Annotated in this window: 23 protein-coding genes; 10 read left to right on the top strand and 13 right to left on the bottom strand. The window is 73.9% G+C overall.

Translation table 11 applies throughout. The features are described from left to right. Positions 1-44: 44 nt before the first annotated feature. Both CP969_RS11165 and CP969_RS11170 read right to left on the bottom strand, forming a co-directional pair. A complete protein-coding gene (locus CP969_RS11165) occupies positions 45-587 on the bottom strand; it encodes a response regulator (RefSeq protein WP_016826723.1) in 543 nt (180 codons plus the stop codon). 114 nt (positions 588-701) lie between these two features. After that, on the bottom strand, positions 702-1,079 hold the full coding sequence (locus CP969_RS11170) for a chorismate mutase (RefSeq protein ID WP_016826722.1): 378 nt from the start codon (positions 1,077-1,079) through the stop codon (positions 702-704). An 85-nt stretch (positions 1,080-1,164) separates the two neighbouring features. Here CP969_RS11170 and CP969_RS11175 point away from each other — a divergent pair, with 85 nt between their 5' ends. The 4 genes from CP969_RS11175 (at position 1,165) to CP969_RS11190 (ending at position 4,880) form a co-directional block, all read left to right on the top strand. Continuing rightward, positions 1,165-2,073: a hypothetical protein gene (locus CP969_RS11175; RefSeq protein ID WP_004989393.1), complete on the top strand. Its 909-nt coding sequence runs from the start codon at positions 1,165-1,167 to the stop codon at positions 2,071-2,073. A gap of 69 nt (positions 2,074-2,142) precedes the next feature. Next, complete coding sequence (locus tag CP969_RS11180; protein WP_016826721.1) at positions 2,143-2,784, top strand: SIMPL domain-containing protein; 642 nt, start codon at positions 2,143-2,145, stop codon at positions 2,782-2,784. A 270-nt stretch (positions 2,785-3,054) separates the two neighbouring features. Next, a complete protein-coding gene (locus tag CP969_RS11185) occupies positions 3,055-3,981 on the top strand; it encodes a rhomboid family intramembrane serine protease (RefSeq protein ID WP_016826720.1) in 927 nt (308 codons plus the stop codon). Further along, positions 3,978-4,880 (top strand): chitosanase, encoded by a 903-nt coding sequence (locus CP969_RS11190; RefSeq protein WP_016826719.1) that lies wholly within the window; start codon positions 3,978-3,980, stop codon positions 4,878-4,880. The genes CP969_RS11185 and CP969_RS11190 overlap by 4 nt, the downstream gene beginning before the upstream one ends. 143 nt (positions 4,881-5,023) lie before the next feature. On the opposite strand, the gene CP969_RS11195 is transcribed toward CP969_RS11190, so the two are convergent. The 3 genes from CP969_RS11195 to CP969_RS11205 form a co-directional block, all read right to left on the bottom strand. Beyond that, positions 5,024-6,487: a glutamate synthase subunit beta gene (locus CP969_RS11195; protein WP_016826718.1), complete on the bottom strand. Its 1,464-nt coding sequence runs from the start codon at positions 6,485-6,487 to the stop codon at positions 5,024-5,026. After that, positions 6,480-11,078, bottom strand: coding sequence for a glutamate synthase large subunit (gene gltB, locus CP969_RS11200; protein WP_078495433.1), 4,599 nt, complete (start codon positions 11,076-11,078; stop codon positions 6,480-6,482). The genes CP969_RS11195 and gltB overlap by 8 nt, the downstream gene beginning before the upstream one ends. Before the next feature lie 383 nt (positions 11,079-11,461). After that, on the bottom strand, positions 11,462-12,193 hold the full coding sequence (locus CP969_RS11205; protein ID WP_004989373.1) for a VIT1/CCC1 transporter family protein: 732 nt from the start codon (positions 12,191-12,193) through the stop codon (positions 11,462-11,464). Between the two features lie 282 nt (positions 12,194-12,475). Here CP969_RS11205 and CP969_RS11210 point away from each other — a divergent pair, with 282 nt between their 5' ends. The 6 genes from CP969_RS11210 to CP969_RS11235 are packed head-to-tail and all read left to right on the top strand — an operon-like array spanning position 12,476 to position 19,513. Beyond that, positions 12,476-13,549, top strand: coding sequence for an ADP-ribosylglycohydrolase family protein (locus tag CP969_RS11210; protein ID WP_016826716.1), 1,074 nt, complete (start codon positions 12,476-12,478; stop codon positions 13,547-13,549). Further along, entirely contained in the window at positions 13,546-14,904 is a 1,359-nt protein-coding gene (locus tag CP969_RS11215) for an ADP-ribosylglycohydrolase family protein (RefSeq protein ID WP_016826715.1), read from the top strand. Before CP969_RS11210 ends, CP969_RS11215 begins: the two co-directional genes overlap by 4 nt. Before the next feature lie 7 nt (positions 14,905-14,911). After that, complete coding sequence (locus CP969_RS11220; protein WP_026085268.1) at positions 14,912-16,099, top strand: ADP-ribosylglycohydrolase family protein; 1,188 nt, start codon at positions 14,912-14,914, stop codon at positions 16,097-16,099. Continuing rightward, positions 16,087-17,454, top strand: coding sequence for an ADP-ribosylglycohydrolase family protein (locus CP969_RS11225; protein WP_016826713.1), 1,368 nt, complete (start codon positions 16,087-16,089; stop codon positions 17,452-17,454). Before CP969_RS11220 ends, CP969_RS11225 begins: the two co-directional genes overlap by 13 nt. Continuing rightward, complete coding sequence (locus CP969_RS11230) at positions 17,451-18,686, top strand: CaiB/BaiF CoA transferase family protein (RefSeq protein WP_016826712.1); 1,236 nt, start codon at positions 17,451-17,453, stop codon at positions 18,684-18,686. The genes CP969_RS11225 and CP969_RS11230 overlap by 4 nt, the downstream gene beginning before the upstream one ends. Further along, positions 18,683-19,513, top strand: coding sequence for an HpcH/HpaI aldolase/citrate lyase family protein (locus tag CP969_RS11235; RefSeq protein WP_016826711.1), 831 nt, complete (start codon positions 18,683-18,685; stop codon positions 19,511-19,513). Before CP969_RS11230 ends, CP969_RS11235 begins: the two co-directional genes overlap by 4 nt. Before the next feature lie 91 nt (positions 19,514-19,604). On the opposite strand, the gene lgt is transcribed toward CP969_RS11235, so the two are convergent. The 8 genes from lgt to CP969_RS11275 all read right to left on the bottom strand — a co-directional run bounded on the left by lgt (position 19,605) and on the right by CP969_RS11275 (position 25,807). Continuing rightward, positions 19,605-20,633: a prolipoprotein diacylglyceryl transferase gene (lgt, locus tag CP969_RS11240; protein ID WP_026085267.1), complete on the bottom strand. Its 1,029-nt coding sequence runs from the start codon at positions 20,631-20,633 to the stop codon at positions 19,605-19,607. Positions 20,634-20,727: 94 nt separating this feature from the next. Continuing rightward, positions 20,728-21,504, bottom strand: a complete 777-nt coding sequence (locus CP969_RS11245) for a DsbA family protein (protein ID WP_016826709.1) — start codon at positions 21,502-21,504, stop codon at positions 20,728-20,730. 123 nt (positions 21,505-21,627) lie between these two features. Continuing rightward, positions 21,628-22,446 carry a tryptophan synthase subunit alpha gene (gene trpA, locus CP969_RS11250; protein WP_004989353.1) on the bottom strand — a complete coding sequence of 273 codons (819 nt, stop codon included), beginning with the start codon at positions 22,444-22,446 and terminating at the stop codon, positions 21,628-21,630. Continuing rightward, positions 22,443-23,729, bottom strand: a complete 1,287-nt coding sequence (trpB, locus tag CP969_RS11255; RefSeq protein WP_016826708.1) for a tryptophan synthase subunit beta — start codon at positions 23,727-23,729, stop codon at positions 22,443-22,445. Before trpB ends, trpA begins: the two co-directional genes overlap by 4 nt. 58 nt (positions 23,730-23,787) lie before the next feature. Next, complete coding sequence (gene trpM / locus CP969_RS34600) at positions 23,788-24,039, bottom strand: tryptophan biosynthesis modulator TrpM (RefSeq protein ID WP_004989348.1); 252 nt, start codon at positions 24,037-24,039, stop codon at positions 23,788-23,790. A 20-nt stretch (positions 24,040-24,059) separates the two neighbouring features. Beyond that, complete coding sequence (gene trpC / locus CP969_RS11265; RefSeq protein ID WP_004989346.1) at positions 24,060-24,869, bottom strand: indole-3-glycerol phosphate synthase TrpC; 810 nt, start codon at positions 24,867-24,869, stop codon at positions 24,060-24,062. Between the two features lie 175 nt (positions 24,870-25,044). After that, positions 25,045-25,479 (bottom strand): DUF2752 domain-containing protein, encoded by a 435-nt coding sequence (locus CP969_RS11270; RefSeq protein WP_016826707.1) that lies wholly within the window; start codon positions 25,477-25,479, stop codon positions 25,045-25,047. Positions 25,480-25,555: 76 nt separating this feature from the next. After that, positions 25,556-25,807, bottom strand: coding sequence for an HGxxPAAW family protein (locus CP969_RS11275; protein ID WP_004989342.1), 252 nt, complete (start codon positions 25,805-25,807; stop codon positions 25,556-25,558). Positions 25,808-25,924: the final 117 nt, after the last annotated feature.

The following is a 25,924-nucleotide window of genomic DNA, read 5'->3' on the forward strand; positions in this document are numbered from 1 at the left end:
CTGATACCGGCGGCACGGCACAGAGGCGGTTATCGGTACGCGGCCTATGTCCGGTCCCGTTCGAGCTCCCCGGTGTGCGCCCCCGCGGGCTGTCCGGGTGGTACGCGTGCGTGGGGGTGGGGCAGGGCGGGGCGTCCGGGGCCCGCGGTGTGCTCCTCGAGGCGGGCGCGCAGGGTGCGGATCTCGCGTTCGAGGGCGAGGTGGCGCTGGTGGGTGTCGTAGAGGTGGCGGACCTTGGTGCGCAGGGCCCAGGGGTCGACGGGTTTGGTGACGAGGTCGGCGACGCCGAGGGCGTAGGCGGCGCCGCCGAGCTGCCGGTCGCGGGCGAAGCCGGTGAGCAGGACGACGGGGATGTGCTGGGTCTGTTCCAGGCGGCGCATGTAGCGCACGACCTCCAGGCCGCCGGTGCCGGGCATGTGGACGTCGAGGAGCACCAGGCCGACGGGTCCGCGCAGCAGTTGTTTGAGGGCTTCGTCGCCGCTGGTGGCCCGGCCCAGTGGGCGGCCCAGCGGGGCCAGGGCGTTCTCCAGCGCGTACAGGGTGTCCTTGTGGTCGTCGACGATGAGGATGCGGGCATCGGGTGGCATGGCGCACGTCCCTCCTCGCAAGGGACCGGAGGTGAGCTGTCCGGGGGCCGGCGGGTGGTGTCCGTCGGCCGACAAGGAGCGCACAGCGCAGCATGCCCCGCCCGGGCCCTCGTGTCACTCCCCGGGGGAGGCCGTTGTGGGGCGGTCCGCCGGGGGCGTGGGGCCGTTCACGGCCGCGTCGGCGATGCCCTCGTGGTGGCGGATCACCTCGGCGATGATGAAGTTCAGGAACTTCTCCGCGAAGGCCGGGTCGAGTTTGGCGTTCTCGGCGAGGGCGCGCAGCCGGGCGATCTGGCGGCCCTCGCGGTCCGGGTCGGCGGGCGGCAGCCGGTGCTCGGCCTTGAGGCGGCCGACCTGCTGGGTGCACTTGAAGCGCTCGGCGAGCATGTGGACGACGGCCGCGTCGATGTTGTCGATGCTGTCGCGCAGCCGGGTGAGCTCCTCGCGGACGGCGGGGTCGACGTCCGCGGTGCCGGTGTTGCTGGTGGTCATGGGAGGTCAGCCTACGGGTGGCGGGGGCGGTGGCCCGGGCGTGCCCGTACAGTGGAATCGGGTTCAGGGCGTCCGGGGGTGAGACGTGGCGAACGACGGACCGGTCGAGCACGGCTATCCGCATCTGGAGACGGTGCGGGCGGCCATCACCGCGGTGTACAGGCGTCTGTCGTACGACACGGTCCGTACGTTCTCGACCAGTGTGGCGCCGGCCGACGTGGCGTTCTGCGACACGGACGATCTCCATCTGGGGGCGCAGCGGGTGGCCCGCGAGCTGGTGCGGCACTACCGGCTGCCGGACGCGCGGCTGATCGTCGGGTTCCGGGAGATGAAGCACGCGGCGAACGTCGAACTCGAGGCGGGTCCGGAGTACTTCGTCGAGCTGAACGACCGGTTCCGTACGCATCGGCGGGACATCGGGGCGGCGCTGGCGCACGAGGTGGCGCACGTGTACCTGCACCGTCTGGGGCTGTCGTTCCCCGGTACGCGGGACAACGAGATCCTGACGGACACGGCGGCGACGTACCTGGGGGCGGGGTGGCTGCTGCTGGACGCGTTCCGTCAGGACGGGGTGTCGTCGCAGAAGCTGGGGTACCTCACGCCGGAGGAGTTCGGGTACGTGCTGGCGAAGCGGTCGCTGGCGTTCGGGGAGGACCCGTCGGTGTGGTTCACCAGCCCGCAGGCGTACACCGCGTACGCCGAGGGCATGGCGCTGGCCCGCCGTGACGAGCGGCAGCCGCCGCTGGCGGCGGCCGGCTGGGCGGGCCGCCGGCGTTACGCGCGGGACCGCCGCCGCGCCCGGGACCACCAGCTCGCCGCCGTCCCGGCGGACGCCGGGCCGGAGGTCCCGTACCGCTTCGCGCCGGACGGCGACGGTCCGCTGCGGGTGTCGTTCCCGTGCCCCACCTGCCACCAGCGGATCCGGGTGGAGGTCCGGGGGCGGGTGCGGGCGCGGTGCGGGTTGTGCCGGACGGTGCTGGAGTGCGACACATAGGCGGCGGGGGTGGGGCTCGGCCTCCGTATTCACCGGCGCGCCGCGGTCCGGCGGTGCTTCAATGCCCGCATGACGGAGACGATCAAGGAGCCCTGGGGGCTCAGTACCTTCGGTGCGGGCAGCGTGCGGGTCGAGCCGCAGCTGGTCCGGGTCAGGCTCGGGGTGGACGTGCTGGAGCCCGAGCCGGACGGGGCGTTCCGGGAGGCGGGCGCGGCCGCGGCGCGGCTGCGTCAGGTGCTGCGCCGGCACGGGGTACCGGACGCGTCGGTGTCCGGCTCGCGGCTCAGTCTGAACTCCGAGTACGACGGGTACGGCGGCGAGCGGACGTTCCGCGGCTACCGCTGCAAGGCCGCGTACGTCGTGGAGAGCGAGGCGCTGGACGGCCTCCAGGAGCTGATCGTGGAGGCGGTCGGGGCGGGGGCGCACGCCATCGACGGCGTCGAGTTCGACGTGCACGACAAGCCGGCCCTGCGGGACGAGGCGCGCCGCCGGGCCGTGGCCGCGGCCCGGCGCAAGGCGGAGGTGTACGCGGAGGCGGCGGGCGTGCGGATCGGCACGGTGCTGCACATCCAGGACGTGGACTCCGAGTCGTACGAGTTCCGGCAGTACCGCGGTCACGGCGGCGGGGGCGGCTCCTCGTCCGGGGACCTGGTGCCGGGGATGGTGGAGGTGTCGGCGGGCGTGGTGCTGGGCTTCTCGCTGAGGCAGTAGGCCCCGGGGGCCGCCGGACTCCCCCGGGCCGCTCGGGACCGGCGGTTCCCCGGGCCGCTCGGGGCTGGGCTCCCCCGGTCCGCTCGGGCCGGTCGCGGCCGTGCGGGGTGCCCCCGCCGTCACCGGGACCGGCCGCCCGTCCGGCGGAGACGGCCTCGGGGCCACGGCACGCGCACCCCGCCCCTCTCTCCGGCCACCGTCATTCGTTATTTTGTTCGCTGCCGTCCTCACCGGCTCAGTTCCGTTCCCGTCCCCTCAAGGAGCCGGTCCGTGGATTCCGAGTCCACCGTCACCACCTGCTACCGCCACCCCGGGGTGGAGTGCCATGTCCGCTGCATCCGCTGCGAGCGGTACATCTGCCCGGACTGCATGCGCGAGGCGGCCGTGGGCCACCAGTGCCCCGACTGCGTGAAGGAGGGCGCGCGGTCGGTGCGGCAGGCGCGGACCCTGGTCGGCGGCCGGGTCTCGGCGGTGCCCGTGGTGACGTACGTGCTGATCGCGGTCAATGTGCTGGTGTACGGGGCGGAGTTGGTCCGGCCGGAGATCGTGGACCGGTTCGCGATGCTGGGCGCGGGGCTGACCGGGCCGGACGGCGGGCACTACCTGTGGACCGACCAGTACCCGGAGGGCTTCCGTCCGGAAGGGCTGGTGGACGGGGAGTGGTACCGGTTGCTGACCGGTGCGTTCCTGCACCTGCCGCCCACCGAGGGGACGTTCGGCGTCTTCCACATCGTGATGAACATGGTGGCGCTGTGGAACCTCGGCCGGCTCGTCGAGCCGATGCTGGGCCGTGTGCACTACCTCTCCCTGTACCTGCTGTCGGCGCTGGGCGGTTCGGTGCTGGTGCTGCTGCTCGCGCCGGAGGACGCCGTGGTGGGCGCGTCCGGGGCGGTCTTCGGGGTGGGGGCCGCGTACTACGTCATGGCGCGGCGGGTCGGCGCCGACATGAGCACCGTCAACCGGTTCATGGCCGGTCTGCTGGTGTGGCTGGTGCTCTCCGCCGCGGTCACGTCCTGGGAGGGGCACCTCGGCGGGCTGCTGGCGGGCGGCGCGGTGGCGCTGGCGTTCGCGTACGCGCCCCGGGACGGGCGCCGGACGGCGGTGCAGGTGGGCGCGTGCGCGGGGCTGGTGGTACTGCTGGCGGCAGCGGCGGCGATCAGGATGTCCGAACTGACGGGTGGAGGTGTTCCCCAGTGAAACGTTCCGGTGCGCTGCTCCTCGCGGCCGCTCCCGTGATCGCCACGGCGGTGTACTTCGCCATGCCGACGGACTCGGCCGACGCCCCGGCCGCTCCGCCCGCGGCCACCGCCCAGGCGGCCCGTGAGGACGCCAAGGACCGGGCCGAGGAGGAGCGGGCGGAGGACGACGCGCTCATCGCCGGCCTGCCCGCGGGCCTCGCCGCGCCGGAGAAGAAGGAACTGGCGCAGCGGCTGGTGGCCAGCGTCCAGAACTCCACCCTGGACTGGCGCAGCCTGTACGGCAGCATCGAGGACCACGGCGACGGCCAGGGCTACACGGCCGGCATCATCGGCTTCTGCAGCGGTACCCACGACCTGCTGATGCTGGTCGAGCACTACAGCGAGGAGCACCCGGGCAACGGTCTGGAGCGCTATCTGCCCGCCCTGCGCGAGGTGGACGGCACGGACTCGCACGAGGGCCTGGACCCCGGTTTCACGGCGGCCTGGCGGGCGGAGGCGGAGCTGCCCGAGTTCCGCAGGGCGCAGGAGGAGATGCGCGACCGCCTCTACTTCGAGCCGGCCGTCCGCCTCGCCAAGCTCGACGGCCTGGACACGCTCGGCCAGTTCGTCTACTACGACGCGATGGTCTTCCACGGGCCCGACACCGACCCGGAGGGCTTCTACGGCCTGCGGGAGCGCGTGATGGAGAAGGCGAGGACACCGGCCCGGGGCGGCTCGGAGAAGGCGTACCTGGACGCCTTCCTCGACGTCCGCCGCGAGGCGATGCTCACCAAGCGGCCGGGCAGCGACACCTCCCGCGTCGACACCGCCCAGCGGCGCTTCCTGGAGGCCGGGAACCTGAAGCTGGACACTCCGCTGGTGTGGCGGGCGTACGGCGGGACGTTCCGGGTGCCGTAGGGCCGGTCCGGGCACGCGCACGCAACGACGGCGCCTGCCCGGTCCGGTCGGGGACAGGGGGCAGGCGCCGTCTCGGGGGGTCTGGGGGGTGTCCCCCAGATGTCCCGCCCGTACGCCGTTGTACGGGGCGTCTTGCGGGCCGGTCAGACCGCCAGCGCGCGGTCCGTCGGGCGGATCGGGGCCGGCAGGTCGCTGGCCCCGGTGAGGAAGCGGTCGCAGCCGCGGGCGGCCGAGCGGCCCTCGGCGATCGCCCACACGATGAGCGACTGGCCGCGGCCGGCGTCACCGGCGACGAACACGCCGGGCACGTTGGTCCGGAAGTCGGCGTCGCGGGCGATGTTGCCGCGCTCGTCGAGCTCCAGGCCGAACTGCTCGACCAGTCCGTTGGCCCGGTCGGTGCCGGTGAAGCCCATGGCGAGGGTGACCAGTTGGGCCGGGATCTTCCGCTCGGTGCCCGGCTTCGGGGTCGGCCTGCCGTCGACGAACTCGACCTCGGTCAGGTGCAGCCACTGGACGTGGCCGTCCTCGTCGCCCTCGAAGCGGGTGGTGGAGACGGAGTAGACCCGCTCCCCGCCCTCCTCGTGGGCGGACGTGACCTTGTAGAGCATCGGGAACGTCGGCCACGGCTGGGAGGCCGGGTCCCGCTCCTCGCCCGGGCGGGGCATGATCTCCAGCTGGGTGACGGAGGCCGCGCCCTGGCGGTGGGCGGTGCCCACGCAGTCGGCGCCGGTGTCGCCGCCGCCGATCACGACGACGTGCTTGCCCTCGGCCGAGATCGGAGGGGTGACGTAGTCGCCCTCCTGCACCTTGTTGGCCAGCGGCAGGTACTCCATGGCCTGGTGGATGCCCTTGAGGTCGCGGCCGGGCACCGGCAGGTCGCGCGGGGTGGTGGCGCCGACGGCCAGGACCACGGCGTCGTACCGCTTGCGCAGCGCGGACGCCGGCATGTCGCGGCCGATCTCGATGCCCGTGCGGAACTTGGTGCCCTCCGCGCGCATCTGCTCGATACGGCGGTTGATGTGCCGCTTCTCCATCTTGAACTCGGGGATGCCGTAGCGCAGCAGGCCGCCGATGCGGTCGGCCCGCTCGTACACCGCGACCGTGTGGCCGGCCCGGGTCAGCTGCTGGGCGGCGGCCAGACCCGCGGGCCCCGAGCCGACGACCGCGACGGTCTTGCCGGACAGGCGCTCGGGGATCCGCGGGGCGACGTCCCCGGCCTCCCACGCCTTGTCGATGATCGAGACCTCGACGTTCTTGATGGTGACCGGCGGCTGGTTGATGCCGAGCACGCACGCCGACTCGCACGGAGCGGGGCACAGCCGGCCCGTGAACTCCGGGAAGTTGTTCGTCGCGTGCAGGCGCTCGCTCGCCGCCGCCCAGTCCCCGCGGTAGGCGTAGTCGTTCCACTCGGGGACGAGGTTCCCCAGCGGACAGCCGTTGTGGCAGAACGGGATGCCGCAGTCCATGCACCGGCCGGCCTGCTTGCTGATGATCGGCAGCAGGGAGCCGGGGACGTGGACCTCGTTCCAGTCCTTGAGGCGCTCCTCGACCGGACGGGACGTGGCGACCTCGCGGCCGTGGTTCAAGAAGCCCTTCGGATCAGCCATTGATCGCCGCCTCCATCATCTTCTCGGTGATCTCGGTCTCGGAGAGACCGGCTCGCTCGGCGGCGTCCTTGGCGGCGAGCACTGCCTTGTACGTACGGGGGATGATCTTGCTGAAGCGCCGCACGGAGCCGTCCCAGTCGGCGAGCAGCTTCCCGGCGACGGTGGAGCCCGTCTCCTCCTGGTGCCGGCGGACCACGTCGTGCAGCCACTGCCGGTCGGCGTCGTCCAGCGCCTCGACGGCGTCCAGGTTGCCGGCGTTGACGTGGTCGCGGTCCAGGTCGATGACGTAGGCGACGCCGCCGGACATGCCGGCCGCGAAGTTGCGGCCGGTCTCGCCGAGGACGACCGCGTGGCCGCCGGTCATGTACTCGCAGCCGTGGTCGCCCACGCCCTCGGAGACGACCAGCGCGCCGGAGTTGCGGACGCAGAACCGCTCGCCGACCTTGCCGCGCAGGAACATCTCGCCGCCGGTGGCCCCGTAGGCGAGGGTGTTGCCCGCGATGACGCTGTACTCGGCGAGGTGGTCGGCGCCCCGGTCCGGGCGGACGACGATCCGGCCGCCGGACAGGCCCTTGCCGACGTAGTCGTTGGCGTCGCCCTCCAGGCGCAGGGTGATGCCGCGCGGGACGAAGGCGCCGAAGGACTGGCCGGCGGAGCCGGTGAAGGTGATGTCGATGGTGTCGTCGGGCAGGCCCGCGCCGCCGAACTTCTTCGTCACCTCGTGGCCGAGCATGGTGCCGACCGTGCGGTTGATGTTGCGGATGGCGACCTGGGCGCGCACCGGCTGGGCGTCGGCGGCGTCGGTCGCGGACAGCGCGTCGGCGGCGAGCCTGATCAGCTCGTTGTCGAGCGCCTTCTCCAGGCCGTGGTCCTGGGGGACGGCCTGGTGGCGGACGGCGCCCTCGGGCAGCTCGGGCACGTGGAACAGCGGGGCCAGCTCCAGGCCCTGCGCCTTCCAGTGGTCCACCGCGCGGGTCACGTCGAGCACCTCGGCGTGGCCGACGGCCTCCTCGACGGAGCGGAAGCCCAGCTCGGCGAGGAGTTCGCGGACCTCCTCGGCGATGAACCGGAAGAAGTTCACGACGTGCTCGGCCTTGCCGGAGAACCGGTCCCGCAGGACCGGGTTCTGCGTGGCGATGCCGACCGGGCAGGTGTCCAGGTGGCAGACGCGCATCATGACGCAGCCGGAGACCACCAGCGGCGCGGTCGCGAAGCCGAACTCCTCGGCGCCGAGCAGCGCGGCGACGACCACGTCCCGGCCGGTCTTGAGCTGGCCGTCGGTCTGGACGACGATCCGGTCGCGCAGCCCGTTGAGCAGCAGGGTCTGCTGGGTCTCGGCGAGGCCGAGCTCCCAGGGGCCGCCCGCGTGCTTGAGCGAGGTCAGCGGGGAGGCGCCCGTGCCGCCGTCGTGACCGGAGATGAGCACCACGTCCGCGTGGGCCTTGGACACGCCCGCGGCGACCGTGCCGACGCCGACCTCGGAGACCAGCTTGACGTGGATCCGCGCCTGCGGGTTGGCGTTCTTCAGGTCGTGGATCAGCTGGGCGAGGTCCTCGATGGAGTAGATGTCGTGGTGCGGCGGCGGGGAGATGAGCCCCACGCCCGGCGTCGAGTGACGCGTCTTCGCCACCCACGGGTAGACCTTGTGGCCGGGCAGCTGGCCGCCCTCGCCGGGCTTGGCGCCCTGGGCCATCTTGATCTGGATGTCGTCGGAGTTGACCAGGTACTCGGAGGTCACGCCGAAGCGGCCGGAGGCGACCTGCTTGACGGAGGAGCGGCGCGCCGGGTCGTACAGGCGCTCCGGGTCCTCGCCGCCCTCGCCGGTGTTGGACTTGCCGCCCAGCTGGTTCATGGCGATGGCGAGGGTCTCGTGCGCCTCCTGGGAGATGGAGCCGTACGACATGGCGCCGGTGGAGAACCGCTTGACGATCTCGGAGACCGGCTCGACCTCGTCGACGGGGACCGGCTGCCGGTCGGAGGTGAAGCCGAACAGCCCGCGGAGCGTCATCAGCCGCTCGGACTGCTCGTTCACGCGCTCGGTGTACTTCTTGAAGATGTCGTAGCGGCCGGAGCGCGTGGAGTGCTGGAGGCGGAAGACCGTCTCCGGGTCGAACAGGTGCGGCTCGCCCTCGCGGCGCCACTGGTACTCGCCGCCGATGTCCAGGGCGCGGTGCGCGGGGGCGATGCCGGAGGCGGGGTACGCCTTGGCGTGGCGGGCGGCGACCTCCCGGGCGACGACGTCGATGCCGACTCCGCCGATCTTGGTGGCCGTGCCGTCGAAGTACTTCTCCACGAAGTCCTCGGCGAGGCCGACGGCCTCGAAGACCTGGGCGCCGCGGTAGGAGGCGACGGTGGAGATGCCCATCTTGGACATGACCTTCAGGACGCCCTTGCCGAGGGCGTGGATGAGGTTGCGGATCGCCTTCTCGGGCTCGATGCCCGGCAGGAAGGTGCCGGCGCGGACCAGGTCCTCGACGGACTCCATCGCCAGGTAGGGGTTGACGGCGGCGGCGCCGTAGCCGATGAGCAGGGCGACGTGGTGGACCTCGCGGACGTCGCCGGCCTCGACCAGCAGGCCCACCTGGGTGCGCTGCTTGGTGCGGATGAGGTGGTGGTGGACGGCCGCGGTGAGCAGCAGCGACGGGATCGGCGCGTGCTCGGCGTCGGAGTGCCGGTCGGACAGGACGATCAGACGGGCGCCGTTGCCGATCGCGGCGTCGGCCTCGACGCAGATCTCCTCGATGCGCGCGGCGAGCGCGTCACCGCCGCCGGAGACCCGGTACAGACCGGACAGGGTCGCGGCCTTGAAGCCGGGCATGTCGCCGTCGGCGTTGATGTGGATGAGCTTGGCGAGCTCGTCGTTGTCGATCACCGGGAACGGCAGGACGACGCTGCGGCAGGAGGCGGCCGTCGGCTCCAGCAGGTTGCCCTGCGGGCCGAGGGAGGAGCGCAGGGAGGTGACCAGCTCCTCGCGGATGGCGTCCAGCGGCGGGTTGGTGACCTGGGCGAAGAGCTGGGTGAAGTAGTCGAAGAGCAGCCGCGGGCGCTCGCTGAGCGCGGCGATCGGCGCGTCGGTGCCCATCGAACCGATCGGCTCGGCACCGGACTTGGCCATCGGCGCGAGGATGACGCGCAGTTCCTCCTCGGTGTAGCCGAAGGTCTGCTGGCGGCGGGTGACCGAGGCGTGGGTGTGCACGATGTGCTCGCGCTCGGGCAGGTCGGACAGCTCGATCTCGCCGGCCTCCAGCCACTCCGCGTACGGGTGCTCGGCGGCGAGGGCTGCCTTGATCTCGTCGTCCTCGACGATGCGGTGCTCGGCGGTGTCGACGAGGAACATGCGGCCGGGCTGCAGGCGGCCCTTGCGGACGACCTTCGCCGGGTCGACGTCGAGGACGCCGACCTCGGAGCCGAGGACGACCAGGCCGTCGTCGGTGACCCAGTAGCGGCCGGGGCGCAGGCCGTTGCGGTCGAGCACGGCGCCGACCTGGGTGCCGTCGGTGAAGGTGACGCAGGCGGGGCCGTCCCAGGGCTCCATCATCGTGGAGTGGTACTGGTAGAAGGCGCGCCGGGCCGGGTCCATGGAGGCGTGGTTCTCCCACGCCTCCGGGATCATCATCAGCACGGAGTGCGGCAGTGAACGCCCGCCCAGGTGCAGCAGTTCGAGGACCTCGTCGAAGGACGCCGAGTCGGAGGCGTCGGGCGTGCAGACCGGGAAGACGCGCTCGAGGTCCTCGCCGGAGCCGAACAGGTCGGACGTCAGCTGCGACTCACGGGCGCGCATCCAGTTGCGGTTGCCCTTGACGGTGTTGATCTCACCGTTGTGCGCGACGAACCGGTACGGGTGCGCCAGCGGCCACGACGGGAAGGTGTTCGTGGAGAACCGGGAGTGCACGAGCGCGATCGCGGAGGCGAAGCGGCGGTCGGACAGGTCCGGGAAGAAGGGCTCGAGCTGACCGGTGGTCAGCATGCCCTTGTAGACGATGGTCCGCGCGGACAGCGACGGGAAGTAGACGCCGGCCTCGCGCTCGGCGCGCTTGCGCACCACGAAGGCCTTGCGGTCGAGGTCGATGCCCCGGTTCCCCCCGTCGGTGACGAAGACCTGCCGGAAGACCGGCATCGTGGAACGGGCGGTGGCGCCGAGCAGTTCGGGCGCGGTGGGCACCTCGCGCCAGCCGAGGACGGTCAGGCCCTCGGCGGCGGCGATCCGGCCGATCCGGACGGCGGCGTCCTCGGCGGCGTCCGGGGGCAGGAAGGCGGTGCCGACGGCGTAGGCACCGGCCTCGGGCAGGTCGAATCCGGCGACGTCGCGGAAGAAGGCGTCCGGGACCTGGGAGAGGATGCCGGCACCGTCGCCGGAGTCCGGCTCGGAACCGGTGGCACCGCGGTGCTCGAGGTTGCGCAGGACGGTGAGGGCCTGGTCGACCAGGGTGTGGGACGCCTCGCCGGTGAGGGTCGCGACGAAACCGACGCCGCAGGCGTCGTGCTCGTCGCGGGGGTCGTACATGCCCTGCGCGGCAGGGCGGGCATCCATGAAGGACCAATTCGGGCGGTCGCTCACGGAATGCTGGGACGGCTGGCGCGGCGTACGCATCGGCTCTCCCGTCGTCGTCATGTGGCAGGTGCAAGATGCCGAGGGACGACGCTGGCCCTCTGCGTGGTGCGAAAGCTGGTGCAGGCTACACGATGGAGCGGTTCTCGGGAAGCGGGATATTCCGTTCCGGCATACGGACACCGCACGGGACGCGACGGGTTTCCGCGTCCGACGGTGGAAGAAGCCCCGAGGAGCTTGGGGGGATCCGGCCGGACAGATCGGTGTCCGGCGGTCCGACGGCGGAGCGGGCGTCCTCGTCCGCCCCGCGGGCACGCCGCCGGCCTCCTCGCCCGCAACGCTTACGGCTCATGCCCCGCGCTCACGCGGCCGAAACCAGAGGGTGACGACTGCTTATACGGCACATCGCACAAGAGCGCGCCGGGTCATCCTACGGCCGTCCCGAACAGCGCCCCCAGGGCATACGTCACACCGGCCGCCGCGCCACCGAGGGCGAGCTGCCGCAGACCGCTGTACCACCAGGTCCGCGCCGTCACCTTGGCCACCACCGCGCCGCACAGGAAGAGTCCGAGCAGCGCCACCAGCACGGCGGGCCACAGACTGCTCGCACCGAGGAGGTAGGGCAGCACGGGCAGCAGCGCGCCCAGCGCGAAGGAGCCGAAGCTGGAGACGGCGGCGACGGTCGGCGAGGGGAGGTCGCCGGGGTCGACGCCGAGCTCCTCGCGGGCGTGGATCTCCAGGGCCTGCTCGGGGTCCCGGGAGAGCTGCCGGGCCACCTCGCGGGCCAGCTCCGGTTCGACGCCGCGGGCCTGGTAGAGCGCGGCGAGCTCGGCCTCCTCGTCCTGGGGGTGCTTGCGCAGCTCACGGCGCTCGACCTCCAGCTCGGCCTCGACCAGCTCGCGCTGGGAGGCGACGGAGGTGTACTCGCCGGCGGCCATGGAGAAGGCACCGGCGGCCAGGCCCGCGAGACCGCTGAGGACGATGGTCTGCTGGCCGACGGAGCCGCCGGCGACGCCGGTCATCAGGGCGAGGTTGGAGACCAGGCCGTCCATCGCGCCGAAGACGGCCGGGCGCAGCCAGCCGCCGTTCACGTCCCGGTGCGTGTGGTTGTCGCGGTGCGCCTCGTGCAGCGCCGCCTCGGTTTCGATGATGGCCATGAAGCGTCCCCCAAGAAACTCGCGCAGGGCTCACCCGAGCCCTTGTTTGGACAGATTCTACTTTTCGACATCACCCAATGTACGCCGTGAAACTCCCCGCCGCCAGCAAGGAAAGGCTGGGCTAACCTGCGGCTTTACCGGTTTCGCTCGACTGTGCGAATACCTGCTCATATGTCGTCCGGGTGACGCTGGGGCCGGTGAGGCTGCGCGGAGCACCGCGCCGGGGAGAGTCCAGCAAAGGGCTTCGCGCCCCTCGGGGCGCCCCTGAGAGGAGAGCCGCGCATGGCACCGATCGCCCGCATCCCCTCCGCCCCGGTGCTCGAGAGCGCCGTCGGGCTCCGCGAACGGGCCCGCGGCGCACTGCTCGGCCTGGCCGTCGGCGACGCGCTGGGCGCCCCGGCCGAGAACATGAAGCCCTCCGAGATCCGAGCGACGTGGGGCCGCATCACGGGATACGTGGCGGACCGCCCCGCGGGCACGGACGACACCGAGTACGCGATCTTCTCCGGCCTGCTGCTGGCCCGGCACGGCCACGCGCTCACCCCGGCGCACGCCGAGGCGGCCTGGCACGAACTGATCGCCGACCGCGCCGAGGGTCCCTTCCGGGGCGCCGGTTTCAGCGAGCGCGGCACGCTGGAGAACCTGCGCCGGGGACTGGCCGCCCCCATCTCCGCCCAGCACCGGCACGCCTGGAGCGACGGGCTGGCGATGCGGGCGGCGCCCTGCGGGGTCTTCGCGGCCGGCCGTCCCGACGAGGCGGCCCGGCTGGTGGCGATCGACGGCTCGGTCAGCCACGACGGCGAGGGCATCTACGGCGGGCAGGCGGTCGCCGCGGGCGTCGCGGCGGCGATGGCCGGGGCGCCGGTGGTCACGGTCGTGGCCTCCGCCCTGGCGGTGATTCCGGACGACTCCTGGACCGCCCGTTCACTGCGCCGCGCCGTCACCGCCGCCCACCTCGGCGAACGCGCGGTCCGCTCGGCGGTCGTGATCGGCGGCTACCCCTGGACCGACCTGGCCCCCGAGGCGGTCGCCCTCGCCTTCGGCGCGTACGCGACGGCCGACGGCGACTTCGAGCAGGCGGTGCTGACGGCCGTCAACATGGGGCGCGACGCCGACACCACGGCGGCGGTCGCGGGCGCCCTGGCGGGCGCGACACGGGGCGCCCGCGCGATCCCGGAGCCCTGGGCGGCCGCCATCGGCCCGGCCCACGGCAGCTGCCTGCCGGCGATGGCGGGACACCACGTCCTGGACATCGCGGACCTGCTGACACCGGGCGAGGCACCGCCCCGCGGCGACGGGCCGCACCCGGACCTCTTCGTCCTGGCCGCGGACGACGAGACGGAGGCGCCCGCATGAGGGACACCCGGGCCGCCACCGGACCCGCCACGACCGCCACGACCGCTCCACCCGCCGCACCCGCTGTACCCGCCGTGCCCGCTGCACCCGCCGCGGTCGCCACAGTCGCCACAACCGCCGACGACGAGAAGTCCCCGCAGGCGCTGCCCGCACCCGACCGCGGGACCCGCGCGGACGGCGCGGGCGGGGACCTCCGGGCCGAAGGCGCAGCCGAGGCCGAACGGCCCGTCCCGCCGCCGCGGGCGCGCCGCGTCGAGGGGCTCCTCCTCGGCCTCGCCGCCGGGGACGCCGCCGGATGGCCCGCCGCACGGCACCGGGCCGCCCGGATGCCCGAGTGGACCCGCCGGCTCACCCGGGAGCTGGACACCTTCGCCGAGCGGAACGCGACCACCACCCTCCCCGTACCGATCGCCCTCAACCAGCCGCCGGAGCCCCTGCGCCTCGGCCCCTCCGACGACGCCGAGTGGGCCGCGTTCGCCGCCGAGGCGGTGCTGCTGACCGGGGACGACAGCGCGCTCGGGGGCCCGAGCAGGGAGCGCCGGACGCGTGCCGCCCTCGACCTGACCTGGAACGCCGTCGCCGCCGAGATCGCCGCGGCCACCGAACGCGCCCCCGAGACCGAGTCGGCGGTCCTCCCCCTGCGCGCCCGCATCTCCGTGCGGGCCGGTCTCGGCAACCTGGCCGCCGGTCTGCGCCCGCCCGCCACCGGCCACGACAACCCGCACTACTTCGACGACGCGGCCTGCGTACGGGCCTGTGTGCTGGCCGTGGCCCACCCGGGCGACCCCGCGGGCGCGGCCGGCCTCGCCGAGTTCGACGCCCGCTACACCCAGGACGGCGACGGCGTGCACGGCGCCCGTGCCATGGCCGCCGCCGTCTGCCTCGCGCTGGTGGGAGCGGACACGCACACCTGTGTGACCGCCGCGCTCGCCGAGCTGCCCGAGGGGACGGAGATCGGCCGCAACGCCCGGCACGCCCTGCGGCTCGCGGCGGACGCCGACAGCGCCTTCGCCCTCGTCCCGCCGCTGGAGCACCAGATCGTCGACCACGTCTACAGCTACGGCATCGCCGCCGCCGAAACCGTTCCCGTCGCCCTCGCCCTGGCCACCGCCGCCCACGGCCGGATCGCGGAGGCGGTCCCCGCGGCGGCCTGCCTGTCGCGGGTCGCGGACTCCGCCCCGGCGCTCGCCGGCGCCCTCACCGGCGCGCTGGGCGGCGGCGCGGCGATCCCCCGGTCGTGGCGGGAGAGCTGCCGCGTCCTCTCCGGCTGCGCGCTCCCCCGGCTCACCGGCACCGACCTGGTGGAACTCGCCGAGCGCCTGGAAGCCGCACGACCGGCCCCACCGGGGGGATGATTCGGGCATGACGCGCGAAGAGGAAGAAAGTCGTGGCCGGGGCGTGCCCCTGGAGGAGCGGATCACCGGCGCCCTGGTCGGAGCCGCCGTCGGCGACGCCCTCGGCGGGCCGGTCGAGGGCTACTCCCCCGAGCAGATCGTCGAGCGCCACGGCGGGCGCGTGCGGGGCGTCGTCGGCCCCTGGAACGGCGACGCCTGGCGCACCGCCCGCCCCATCGCCCCGTACCACAAGGGCGACGGCCACGTCACCGACGACACCCTGATGACGCACGCGCTGGTCCGGGTGTACGCGACGGTCCGCGACCACCTGGACGCCCACGCGGTCGCCGACCACCTGGTCCCGGACCTGATGACGACCCCGCGCTGGATCCCGGAGCTGGAGGCGGAGGCGCTCCCGCTGCAGCGGATCTTCCTCGCGGAGAAGTGGCTGGTGGCCCGGATCCACTACGGGCACGTCGACCCGCGCGAGGCGGGCGTCGGCAACATCGTCAACTGCGGTGCCGCGATGTACATGGCCCCGGTCGGCCTGGTCGACGCGGCCCACCCGGCCGCCGCCTACACCGAGGCGCTGGACGTCGCGGGCGCCCACCAGTCGTCGTACGGCCGGGAGGCGGCCGGGGTGTTCGCGGCCGCCGTGGCGGCGGCGTGCGCGCCGGGCGCGACGCCGGACTCGGTGGTCGCCGCGTGCCTGTCCCTGGCGAAGGACGGCACCCGGGAGGCGATCGAGCGGGTCTGCGAGGAGGCGTCCCGGCACTGCGACTTCGAGTCGGCGCTGGGCCCGCTGCGGCGGGCGGTGGCCCCGTACGACACCGTGGGCCCCGACTACCGCTCCCCCTCCCTGGGCGCCCGCCGCCCGTCCCGGCTGCACGCGATCGAGGAACTGCCCGTGGCGCTGGGCATGGTGGTGGTGGCCGGCGGCGACTTCCGGCACGCGGTGCTGGGCGCGGTGAACTACGGCCGCGACTGCGACTCCATCGCGACGATGGCCGGTGCCGTGACCGGTGCCCTCGGCTCGCCCGTCCCCGAGGACTGGGCCAAGACCGTGGCCGAGGCCAGCCGCCTCGACCTGTGGGAGCCCGCGGTCACGCTCACCGGCGTGGCCCGCGAGGTCTTCGCCCGGGACGTGCGGCGCCGCCGTGCCCACGAGCGGGCGTTCGCGGAGCTGGCGGGGGGAGCGCCGGAATGCTCCGACTGACCTGGGTGCAGCCGGAGGACCTGATCGGCCACGAGCTGCGCCAGGCGGCCCAGGACGGCCGTGACCCGTCGGCGATCGCGGCCCGCTGGCGGGCCGCGGGCGGCACCGGGGCCCCGCCGGGCGCGGGCGCGTCACCGCGGCCGGCGCCCCGCCGGCTCCGTCTGCTGGCCGCCGACCTGCTGGACGAACTGGCCGCCCTGCCCAGCGCGGCGGCGGACGACGAACCGACCGGGCTCGACGGGATCAGGGCCCTGTGCCCCGACTGGCCGCCCCCGCCCGCGCGCCCTCCCGCACCGCCCGACCCCGGGCGCCTCGAGGCCGCCTGGCTCGGCCGGGCCGTCGGCTGCCTGCTGGGCAAACCGGTCGAGAAGCTCCCCCTCGACGGCATCCGCCGGCTCGCCCGGGCCGCCGGGAACTGGCCCCTGGCCGGCTACTTCACCGCCCGCGGGGTCCCGGCGGACCTGCTGGCCCGGTACCCCTGGAACCGCCGCTCGGCGGCCACCTCCCTCGCCGAGAACATCGACGGCATGCCCGAGGACGACGACCTCAACTACCCCCTGCTGGGCCTGCTCGTCCTCCGGCGCCACGGCCGGTCCTTCACCACCGCGGACGTGGCCCGGGTCTGGCTCGACGAGCTCCCCGCCGGCCGTACGTTCACCGCCGAGCGCGTCGCCTACCGCAACCTCCTCGGCGGCCTGGAGCCCCCGCTGACCGCCCGGCACCACAACCCCTTCCGCGAGTGGATCGGCGCCCTGATCCGCGCCGACGTGCACGGCTGGACCAATCCCGGCGACCCGGCGGCCGCCGCCGCGCAGGCCCACCGCGACGCGACCCTCACGCACACCGCCAACGGCGTCTACGCGGCGATGTTCACCGCGGCCGTCGTCGCCTGCGCCGCCACCGGCGCCCAGGACGTCCACGCCTGCCTGCGCACCGGCCTCACGGTCGTCCCGCCCCGCTCCCGGCTCGCCCGGGCCGTCCGGGAGGCCGTGCGGCTGGCCCACGAGCACACCGGCTTCGACACGGTCGTCGACCGGCTCCACGCCCTGCACGACGCCACCCACCACTGGGTGCACTCCGTGCCCAACACCGCCCTGCTCGCCGCCGCCCTCACCCACGCGGACGGCGACTTCACCGGCTCCGTCTGCCGGGCGGTGTCCGGCGGCTGGGACACCGACTCGAACGGCGCCACCGCCGGCGGCGTCGCCGGGCTGCTCGCCGGCTCCCCCGCCGCGCTGCCCGACCGCTGGACGGCCCCGCTGAAGAACCGGCTGGCGACCTCCGTCGGCGACTTCCACGGCACCGGCTTCGACACCCTGGCCCGGCTCACCCACCTGGAGGCCTCCCGCCCATGACCCGGCCCGATCCGACCGCCGCCCCACCGACCGCCCCGTCCCCCGCCGGACCCCCGCTGACCGGCCTGCGCGTCCTGGACCTCGCCACCCTCTTCGCCGGTCCGCTGGCCGCCACCCTGCTCGGCGACTTCGGCGCGGAGGTCGTCAAGGTCGAGCATCCGGGGAAACCCGATCCCTCCCGCGGCCACGGCCCGTCCAAGGACGGCGTCGGCCTGTGGTGGAAGGTGCTCGGCCGCAACAAGCGCACCATCACCCTGGACCTGTCCCGGCCCGGCGGCCGGGCCACCCTGCTGCGCCTCGTCGGCACCGCCGACGTGGTCATCGAGAACTTCCGCCCCGGCACCCTGGAGAAGTGGGACCTGGGCTGGCCCGAGCTGTCGGCCGTCAACCCCCGCCTGATCCTGGTCCGGGTCACCGGCTTCGGCCAGTTCGGCCCGTACGCGCACCGCCCGGGCTTCGGCACCCTCGCCGAGGCGATGAGCGGCTTCGCCGCGATCACCGGCGAACCGGGCGCCCCGCCGACCCTGCCCCCCTTCGGCCTGGCGGACTCCATCGCGGGCCTGACCACGGCGTACGCGGTCATGACCGCGCTGGCCGGCCGCGAGCGCACCGGGGAGGGCCAGGTCGTCGACATGGCGCTGATCGAGCCGATCCTCACCGTGCTCGGCCCCCAGCCGACCTGGTACGACCAGCTCGGCCACGTCCAGCCCCGCACCGGCAACCGCTCCCAGAACAACGCCCCCCGGGGCACCTACCTCACCGCCGACGGCAGCTGGGTCGCCGTCTCCACCTCGGCCCAGTCGGTCGCCGAGCGCGTGATGGTGCTGGTCGACCGGCCGGAGCTGATCGACGAACCCTGGTTCGCCACCGGCGCCGGCCGGGCCCGGCACGCGGACGTCCTGGACGAGGCGGTCGGCGGCTGGATCGCCCGGCACACCCGCGCCGACGTGCTGGCGACCTTCGAGAAGGCGGAGGCGGCCGTCGCCCCCGTCCAGGACGTCCGGGACGTGATGACGGACCCGCAGTACCGGGCCCTGGACACGATCACCACGGTCGACGACCCCGAGCTGGGCCCGCTGCGCATGCAGAACGTCCTCTTCCGGCTCTCCGCCACCCCGGGCGCGATCCGCTGGGCGGGCCGCCCGCACGGCGCGGACACCGAGGAGGTCCTGACCGAGCTGGGCCTCACCCCGGCCGACCTCGCGGCGCTGCGCGCGGAGGGCGCCCTGTGACGGACACCCCGCTGACCTGGCTGTACGCCCCCGGGGACCGTCCGGCCGTGGTGGCGAAGGCGCTCGCCTGCGGGGCCGACGTGGTGGTGATCGACCTGGAGGACGCGGTCGCCCCCGACCGCAAGGCCTACGCCCGCGCGGCCACCGCCGAACTGCTGCACGACCCGCAGCCGGTGCCGGTCCACGTCCGCGTCAACGCCCCGGGCGGCCCCTGGGGCGAGGCCGACCTCGCGGCCGTCGTCCCGGCGCCGGGCCTGTCCGGACTGCGGCTGCCCAAGGTGTCCTCCCCCGCCGAGGTCGTGCGCGTCGCACGGCGCGCCGTGTCCGCGCACGGCGGTGCGCTCCCGCTGTACGCCCTGCTGGAGTCGGCCCTCGGCATCGAACGGGCCCACGCCGTGGCCACCGCCCACCCGTCCCTGCGCGGCATCGCGATCGGCGAGGCGGACCTGCGGGCCGACCTCGGGCTGCAGGGCGACGCGGGTCTCGACTGGTCCCGTTCCCGCGTGGTCGTGGCCGCGCGGGCGGCGGGCCTGGCCCCGCCCACCCAGTCCGTCCACCCGGACATCCGCGACCTGGAGGGCCTCCTCGCCTCCTGCGCCCACGGCCGCGCCCTGGGCTTCCTGGGCCGCGCCGCGATCCATCCCCGCCAGCTGCCGGTCATCGAGCGGGCCTACCTCCCCGGCGAGGAGGAGATCGAGCGGTCGGAGGCGATCGTCAAGGCGGCGGCGGCCGAGCGGGGCGCCCAGGCCCTGCCCGACGGCAGGTTCGTCGACGCGGCGGCGGTGGCGGAGGCCCGGCGCACCCTGTCCCTGGCCCGCCGGACCTGATCCGAGGGCCACCGGGAACCACCGCCCGGCACACGCCGAGGGCGCCCGGAACGTCTCCGGGCGCCCTCGGTCGGCGTCGTCCCGCGGGCCGTCAGCTCTTCTTCGCCGAACCGGCCCCGTCCTTGGAAGCCCCGGACCCCTCGGAGACCGAGGAGCCCTCGGAGACCTCGGAGGTTCCGGAAGCCTCGGAGCCCTCGGAAGTCTCGGAGGTCTCGGAGCCCTCCTTCGCCGGGGCGTCGCCCTCGGCCCCGGTCGGCTCCGCCCCGTCCTTCTCCGCGGCGCCGGCCTCGCCGTCGGCTCCGGCGGCTCCCGGCTCCACCGTCGTCTCGCGTCCCGGCCGCTTCCTCGCCGACAGCACGATGTACAGCACCGCGAGCAGGAAGACGAGGAGGGCGGTCCAGTTGTTCAGCCGCAGGCCCAGGATGTGGTGGGCCTCGTCGACGCGCATGTACTCGATCCAGAACCGGCCCGCGCAGTACGCGGCGACGTACAGCGCGAACGCCCGCCCGTGCCCGAGCCGGAAGCGCCGGTCGGCCCAGATCACCAGCAGGGCGATGCCGATGCACCACAGCGACTCGTACAGGAACGTCGGGTGGTAGGTGCCCGCGACCCGCCCGTCGGCGGAGGAGGTGATCTCCACCGCCCACGGCAGGTCCGTGGCCCGTCCGTACAGCTCCTGGTTGAACCAGTTGCCCCAGCGTCCGATCGCCTGGGCGAAGGCGATGCCCGGCGCGACGGCGTCGGCGTAGGCGGGCAGGGGGATGCCCCGGCGCCGGCAGCCGATCCACGCCCCCAGCGCACCGAACGCGATCGCGCCCCAGATGCCGAGGCCGCCCTCCCAGATCTTGAAGGCGTCCACCCAGTCACGGCCCTCGCTGAAGTACAGCTGGTAGTCCGTGATCACGTGGTAGAGCCTGCCGCCGACGAGACCGAACGGCACGGCCCAGACGGCGATGTCGGCCACCGTGCCGGCCCGCCCGCCCCGGGCGATCCAGCGCTTGTTGCCGAGCCACACGGCTACGAAGACGCCGATGATGATGCAGAACGCGTAGCCGCGCAGCGGAACGGGGCCGAGGTACAGCACCCCGCTCGACGGGCTGGGAATGTAGGCAAGTTCCATGGCAGGGTCGACGCTACCCTGCCGGACCGGCCGCACGGCGGGCAGCCCGGCTACGGCTCCATAACAGGGGCCCGCAATTCCCGGGGCGGCGCGGCTAGTCCTTGTTGGCCTCCTGCACCATCTGCTTCAGCTTCTCCGGGGTCATCGAGCGGTCCTGGTAGATGTTCTCGCCGTCGAACAGGACGGTCGGCGTGCCCGTGAAGCCGCCCTTCTGGAAGGCTTCGTGGGACTTGGCGACCCAGCTGTTGTGCCTTCCGTCCTCGACGCAGGAGCGGAAGGCCGGGGTGTCGAGGCCGTCGACCTTGCCGGCCAGCTCGATGAGCCTGTCGTTGTCGGCGTAGGCGTCGTCGCTCTCCATCGGCTGGTTGGCGAACAGCACCTCGTGGTACGCGGCGAACTTCCCGTCGTCCTGGGCGCAGGCGGCGGCGTTGGCCGCGTTGCGGGAGCCGGTGCCGCCCATGCCGCCGTCGATGAGGGTGACCAGGTGGTACTCCACCTTCAGCTGCCCCGCTGCGGTCAGTTCGTTGACGGTCGGGCCGTAGGCCTGCTCGAAGGCCTTGCAGGCCGGGCAGCGGAAGTCCTCCCACACCGTGAGCGTGGCCTTGGCGTCCTTCTTGCCGACCGGGATCACGGTGCCGTCCTCGCCCAGCGCGCCCGCGGGTGTGACGACCGGGCCCGCCGAGTCGCTCTCGTCGTCCTTGCCGGCGTTGGCGGCGACGACGCCGATCACCGCCGCGAGTCCCAGGACGCAGACCACGCTCGCGCCCACGATCAGGCCGCGGCGCCGCTTCTCCGCCGTCTTCTGCTTCTCGCGCTCGACCGCCAGCCGCTCCCGGGCGGTGCGCTTTCCCTCATGATTCTTCTCGCTCACACCCCGCAGAACGAACCGGGGAGGCGCACCGCGCCTCCCCGGCCGTAGGTCCACCCGTACGAGGGACCCGTATGACTGCCTGCGGGTCTCCGGCCGGTCGCCCCGGCCCACCCCGCCCGCTTCCTACGCCAGGCCGCGCACGCCCTTGGCCAGGTCACCGGCGAGCGCGCGGACGGCCTCGACGCCGGCGGCGCGGTCGGGGGCGTCCAGCATCCGCTTGACGAAGGCCGAGCCGACGATCACGCCGTCGGCGAAGCCGGCGACCTCGGCGGCCTGGGCGGGGGTGGAGACGCCGATCCCGACGCAGACCGGCAGCCCGGCGCCGGTGGCCCGGGTGCGTTCCACCAGGTCCCGGGCCTGCGCGCCGACCGTCTCGCGGGTGCCGGTGACACCCATCAGGGAGGCGGCGTAGACGAAGCCGCTGCCGGCCGCGGTGATCTCGGCGAGCCGCGCGTCCTTGCTGCTGGGCGCGACCACGAAGACCGTGGCGAGGCCGTGCTTGTCGGCGTGCTCCCGCCACAGCGCCGACTCCTGCACGGGCAGGTCGGGCAGGATGCACCCGGCGCCGCCCGCCTCGGCGAGTTCGGCGGTGAACCGCTCGACGCCGTAGCGGTCGATGGGGTTCCAGTACGTCATGACGAGGATCGGCTTGCCGGTGGCCCGGTGGGCCTCGCGGACCGTGCGCAGCACGTCGGCGATCCGCACGCCGCCGCGCAGGGCGATGTCGTCGGCGGTCTGGATGACGGGGCCGTCGAGGACGGGGTCGCTGTGCGGCAGGCCCACCTCCACGACGTCGGCGCCGCCGTCGAGGACGGCCTTGGCCGCCTCGATGCCGCCGTCCACGGTCGGGAACCCGGCCGGGAGGTAGGCGATGAGCGCCGAGCGCCCCTCGGCCCTCGCCGCGGCGAGGGTGTCCGTCAGCAACTGGATGTTCCCGCTCACTTGGCGTCCCCCTCGATCTCGGCGGCGCCGCCGGCCTCGTCGGCGGCGACCTCGGCGTCGGTGTCGTAGAGCCCGAAGTAACGGGCTGCGGTGTCCATGTCCTTGTCGCCGCGGCCGGACAGGTTGACGACGATCAGCCCGTCCCCGCCCAGCTCCCTGCCGACCTCCAGGGCGCCGGCCAGCGCGTGGGCGCTCTCGATGGCCGGGATGATGCCCTCGGTGCGCGACAGCAGCCGCAGGGCCTGCATCGCGGCGTCGTCGGTGACCGCGCGGTACTCACCGCGGCCGGAGTCCTTGAGGTGGGCGTGCTCGGGCCCGATGCCCGGGTAGTCGAGCCCCGCCGAGATGGAGTACGGCTCGGTGATCTGGCCCTCGTCGTCCTGGAGGACGTAGGAGCGCGAGCCGTGCAGGATGCCGGGCTCGCCCGCGGTCAGCGTGGCCGCGTGCTCGCCGGTCTCGACGCCGTGCCCCGCGGGTTCGCAGCCGATGAGGCGGACGCTCGCGTCGGGGATGAAGGCGTGGAACAGGCCGATGGCGTTGGAGCCGCCGCCGACGCAGGCGACCGCGGCGTCCGGAAGGCGTCCGGCTCGCTCCAGCAGCTGGCGGCGGGCCTCGACGCCGATGACGCGGTGGAAGTCGCGGACCATCGCCGGGAAGGGGTGCGGTCCGGCGACGGTGCCGAAGAGGTAGTGGGTGCTCTCGACGTTGGCGACCCAGTCCCGGAACGCCTCGTTGATGGCGTCCTTGAGGGTGCGGCTGCCCGACTTCACGGCGATGACCTCGGCGCCGAGCATGCGCATCCGGGCCACGTTGAGGGCCTGGCGCCGCGTGTCGATCTCGCCCATGTAGATGGTGCAGTCGAGGCCGAACAGGGCGCAGGCGGTGGCGGTGGCGACGCCGTGCTGGCCGGCGCCGGTCTCGGCGATGACGCGGGTCTTGCCCATGCGCCGGGTCAGCAGGGCCTGGCCGAGCACGTTGTTGATCTTGTGGGAGCCGGTGTGGTTGAGGTCCTCGCGCTTGAGGAAGACCCGGGCGCCGCCGGCGTGCTCGGCGAACCGGGGCACCTCGGTGAGGGCGCTCGGGCGGCCGGTGTAGTGGACCAGCAGGTCGTCGAGCTCACGGGCGAACTCGGGGTCGGCCTTGGCCTTGTCGTACTCGACGGCGACCTCGTCCACGGCGGCGACGAGCGCCTCCGGGATGAACTTGCCGCCGAACGCGCCGAAGTAGCCCTCGGCGTCGGGCGTCTGCCCCTCCGGATCGGGGAGGAAGAAGGTGCTGGGCATGCGGAAACCTCACGGTGAGTGCGGGGAGGAACACTGTTCGCCGTGGGGGCGGGGATGATCAGTCGGCTGCGGACCCGTCGCGGTCGGTCGCGACCGCGCGGCGACGTCGCGCATCCGGCTGCAGCCCCGCGCCCCTTCGGACCGGTCGCTGCCATCGCATGCCGTTCACCTGCCCCGGCTCGTCGCCGATGACGTACCGCACCCGGCGGCCGTGGACGCGGCGGGCGGGCGCGCGGCAGCCGCGCGGGCGGCAGCCTCGCGCCAGGCGCGCGTACGGGTCCCTGGTCACCAGGGGGAGCGGGGGCGTCATCGGGGCCAAGCCTATCGGGGTCAGCCGCGGCCGTGCCGCAGTGCGGGGTGCTCGCCGGCCGCCACCAGGTCGGAGACCGCCGTCTTCGGGTCGCGCCCGGTGACGAGGGACTCGCCGACCAGGACGGCGTCGGCGCCGGCGTTGGCGTAGGCGATGAGGTCGTGCGGGCCGCGGACGCCGGACTCGGCGACCTTGACCAGGTGGGCGGGGATCTCGGGGGCGACCCGCTCGAAGGTGCCGCGGTCGACCTCGAGGGTCTTGAGGTTGCGCGCGTTGACGCCGATGACCTTGGCGCCCGCGTCCACCGCCCGCTCGACCTCGTCCTCGTCGTGCACCTCGACGAGCGGGGTGAGCCCGATGGACTCGGCGCGCTCGATCAGCGACTCCAGGGCCGGCTGGTCGAGGGCCGCGACGATCAGCAGCGCGAGGTCGGCGCCGTACGCGCGGGCCTCCCAGAGCTGGTACGAGGTGACGATGAAGTCCTTGCGCAGGATGGGGATGTCCACCCGCGCGCGGACCGCCTCCAGGTCGGCCAGCGAGCCGCCGAAGCGGCGCTCTTCGGTGAGGACGGAGATGACGGCCGCGCCGCCCGCCTCGTAGTCGGCGGCGAGTCCGGCCGGGTCGGCGATCGCGGCGAGCGCGCCCTTGGACGGGCTGGAGCGCTTGACCTCGCAGATCACCTTGACGCCGTCGCCGCGCAGGGCGGCCGCGCCGTCCTTGGCCGCCGGAGCCTTCGCCGCGCGCTCCTTGAGCTCGTCGAGGCTGACGCGCGCCTGCCGCTCCGCGAGGTCGGCCCGGACTCCGTCGATGATCTCGTCGAGCACACTCACGCGAGCGGCCCCCTTCCAGACGGTGGGTCTTCGATGCGTCCGTTTCCGCCGCGGACCCGCCTCCGGGGTCGGGTCGTCGGACGAAACCGGTGGTCACTGCGATGGTATCCGCAGCCGGGCGTATGCCCCGCATCCGGTTGACGCCGGTCCCACTAGCTGGACATTCACCCGTCGATCAAGGATGCAGCCAGCCACCGAACGGCAGGTTCCGGACAACCGTGAAGACCAGCAGCAACGTCCCCAGGGTCCACAGGAGCACCGGCGGGGGGTCGAGCCTCGTCGGCCTCCCGCGCACCGCGCGGACCACCCATACGGTCCACAGGACGGCGAAGCCCGCGTAGCCGAGGACGGCCGGCGCGTTGGCCTGGAGTGCGGCGGGGAGGTCGCCGTGGACGACGGCGTGCGCGCTGCGCAGTCCGCCGCAGCCGGGGCAGTACAGGCCGGTGAGGCGCAGCAGCGGGCAGGCGGGGTAGTGGCCGGGCTCGTTGGGGTCCACGGCCCCGACGTAGGCGAAGGCCCCGGCGACGGCGGCGAGCACCCCCGCGGGGACGGCCAGCCGGGCCGCCCTGCCGCGGGTCGTGCCGGGATCGGGGAGGTTCACGCCGTGCATTGTGCCCCGGACACGCGGCAGGGGCGGGTGCGGCACCACCGTGCCGGCCGCCCCTGTCGGGAGTGCCCCGCCGTGCTCAGCCCTCGGCGCGGGCCGGCTCGCGGTCACCGGTGGTCTGGTGCACCGGGTGGGTGTGCTTCGGCTGGCCCATGCCCATCGCGCTCATGATGCCGCCGACGACGGCGCCGAGGATCACCAGGCCCATGCCCGCCCAGAAGCCGACGGGCTGGGCCATCACCATGAACATGCCCGCGACGCAGAAACCGATGAAGGCGATGATGACACCGGTCCAGGCGGCCGGGGTGTGACCGTGGCTGCTGCCCGCCATTGCTTGCTCCTCGTTGCTGTGTACGTGTCTGAGCAGGACGCTCAACGCTCATTGTCCCGCACCCACGCCCGCGCGGTGAGCGGGGGTGTCCCCGGCGCGCTGAGCGGCTCCGAGGCC

This window comes from Streptomyces viridosporus T7A (assembly GCF_008704515.1).
GTDB lineage: Bacteria > Actinomycetota > Actinomycetes > Streptomycetales > Streptomycetaceae > Streptomyces > Streptomyces viridosporus.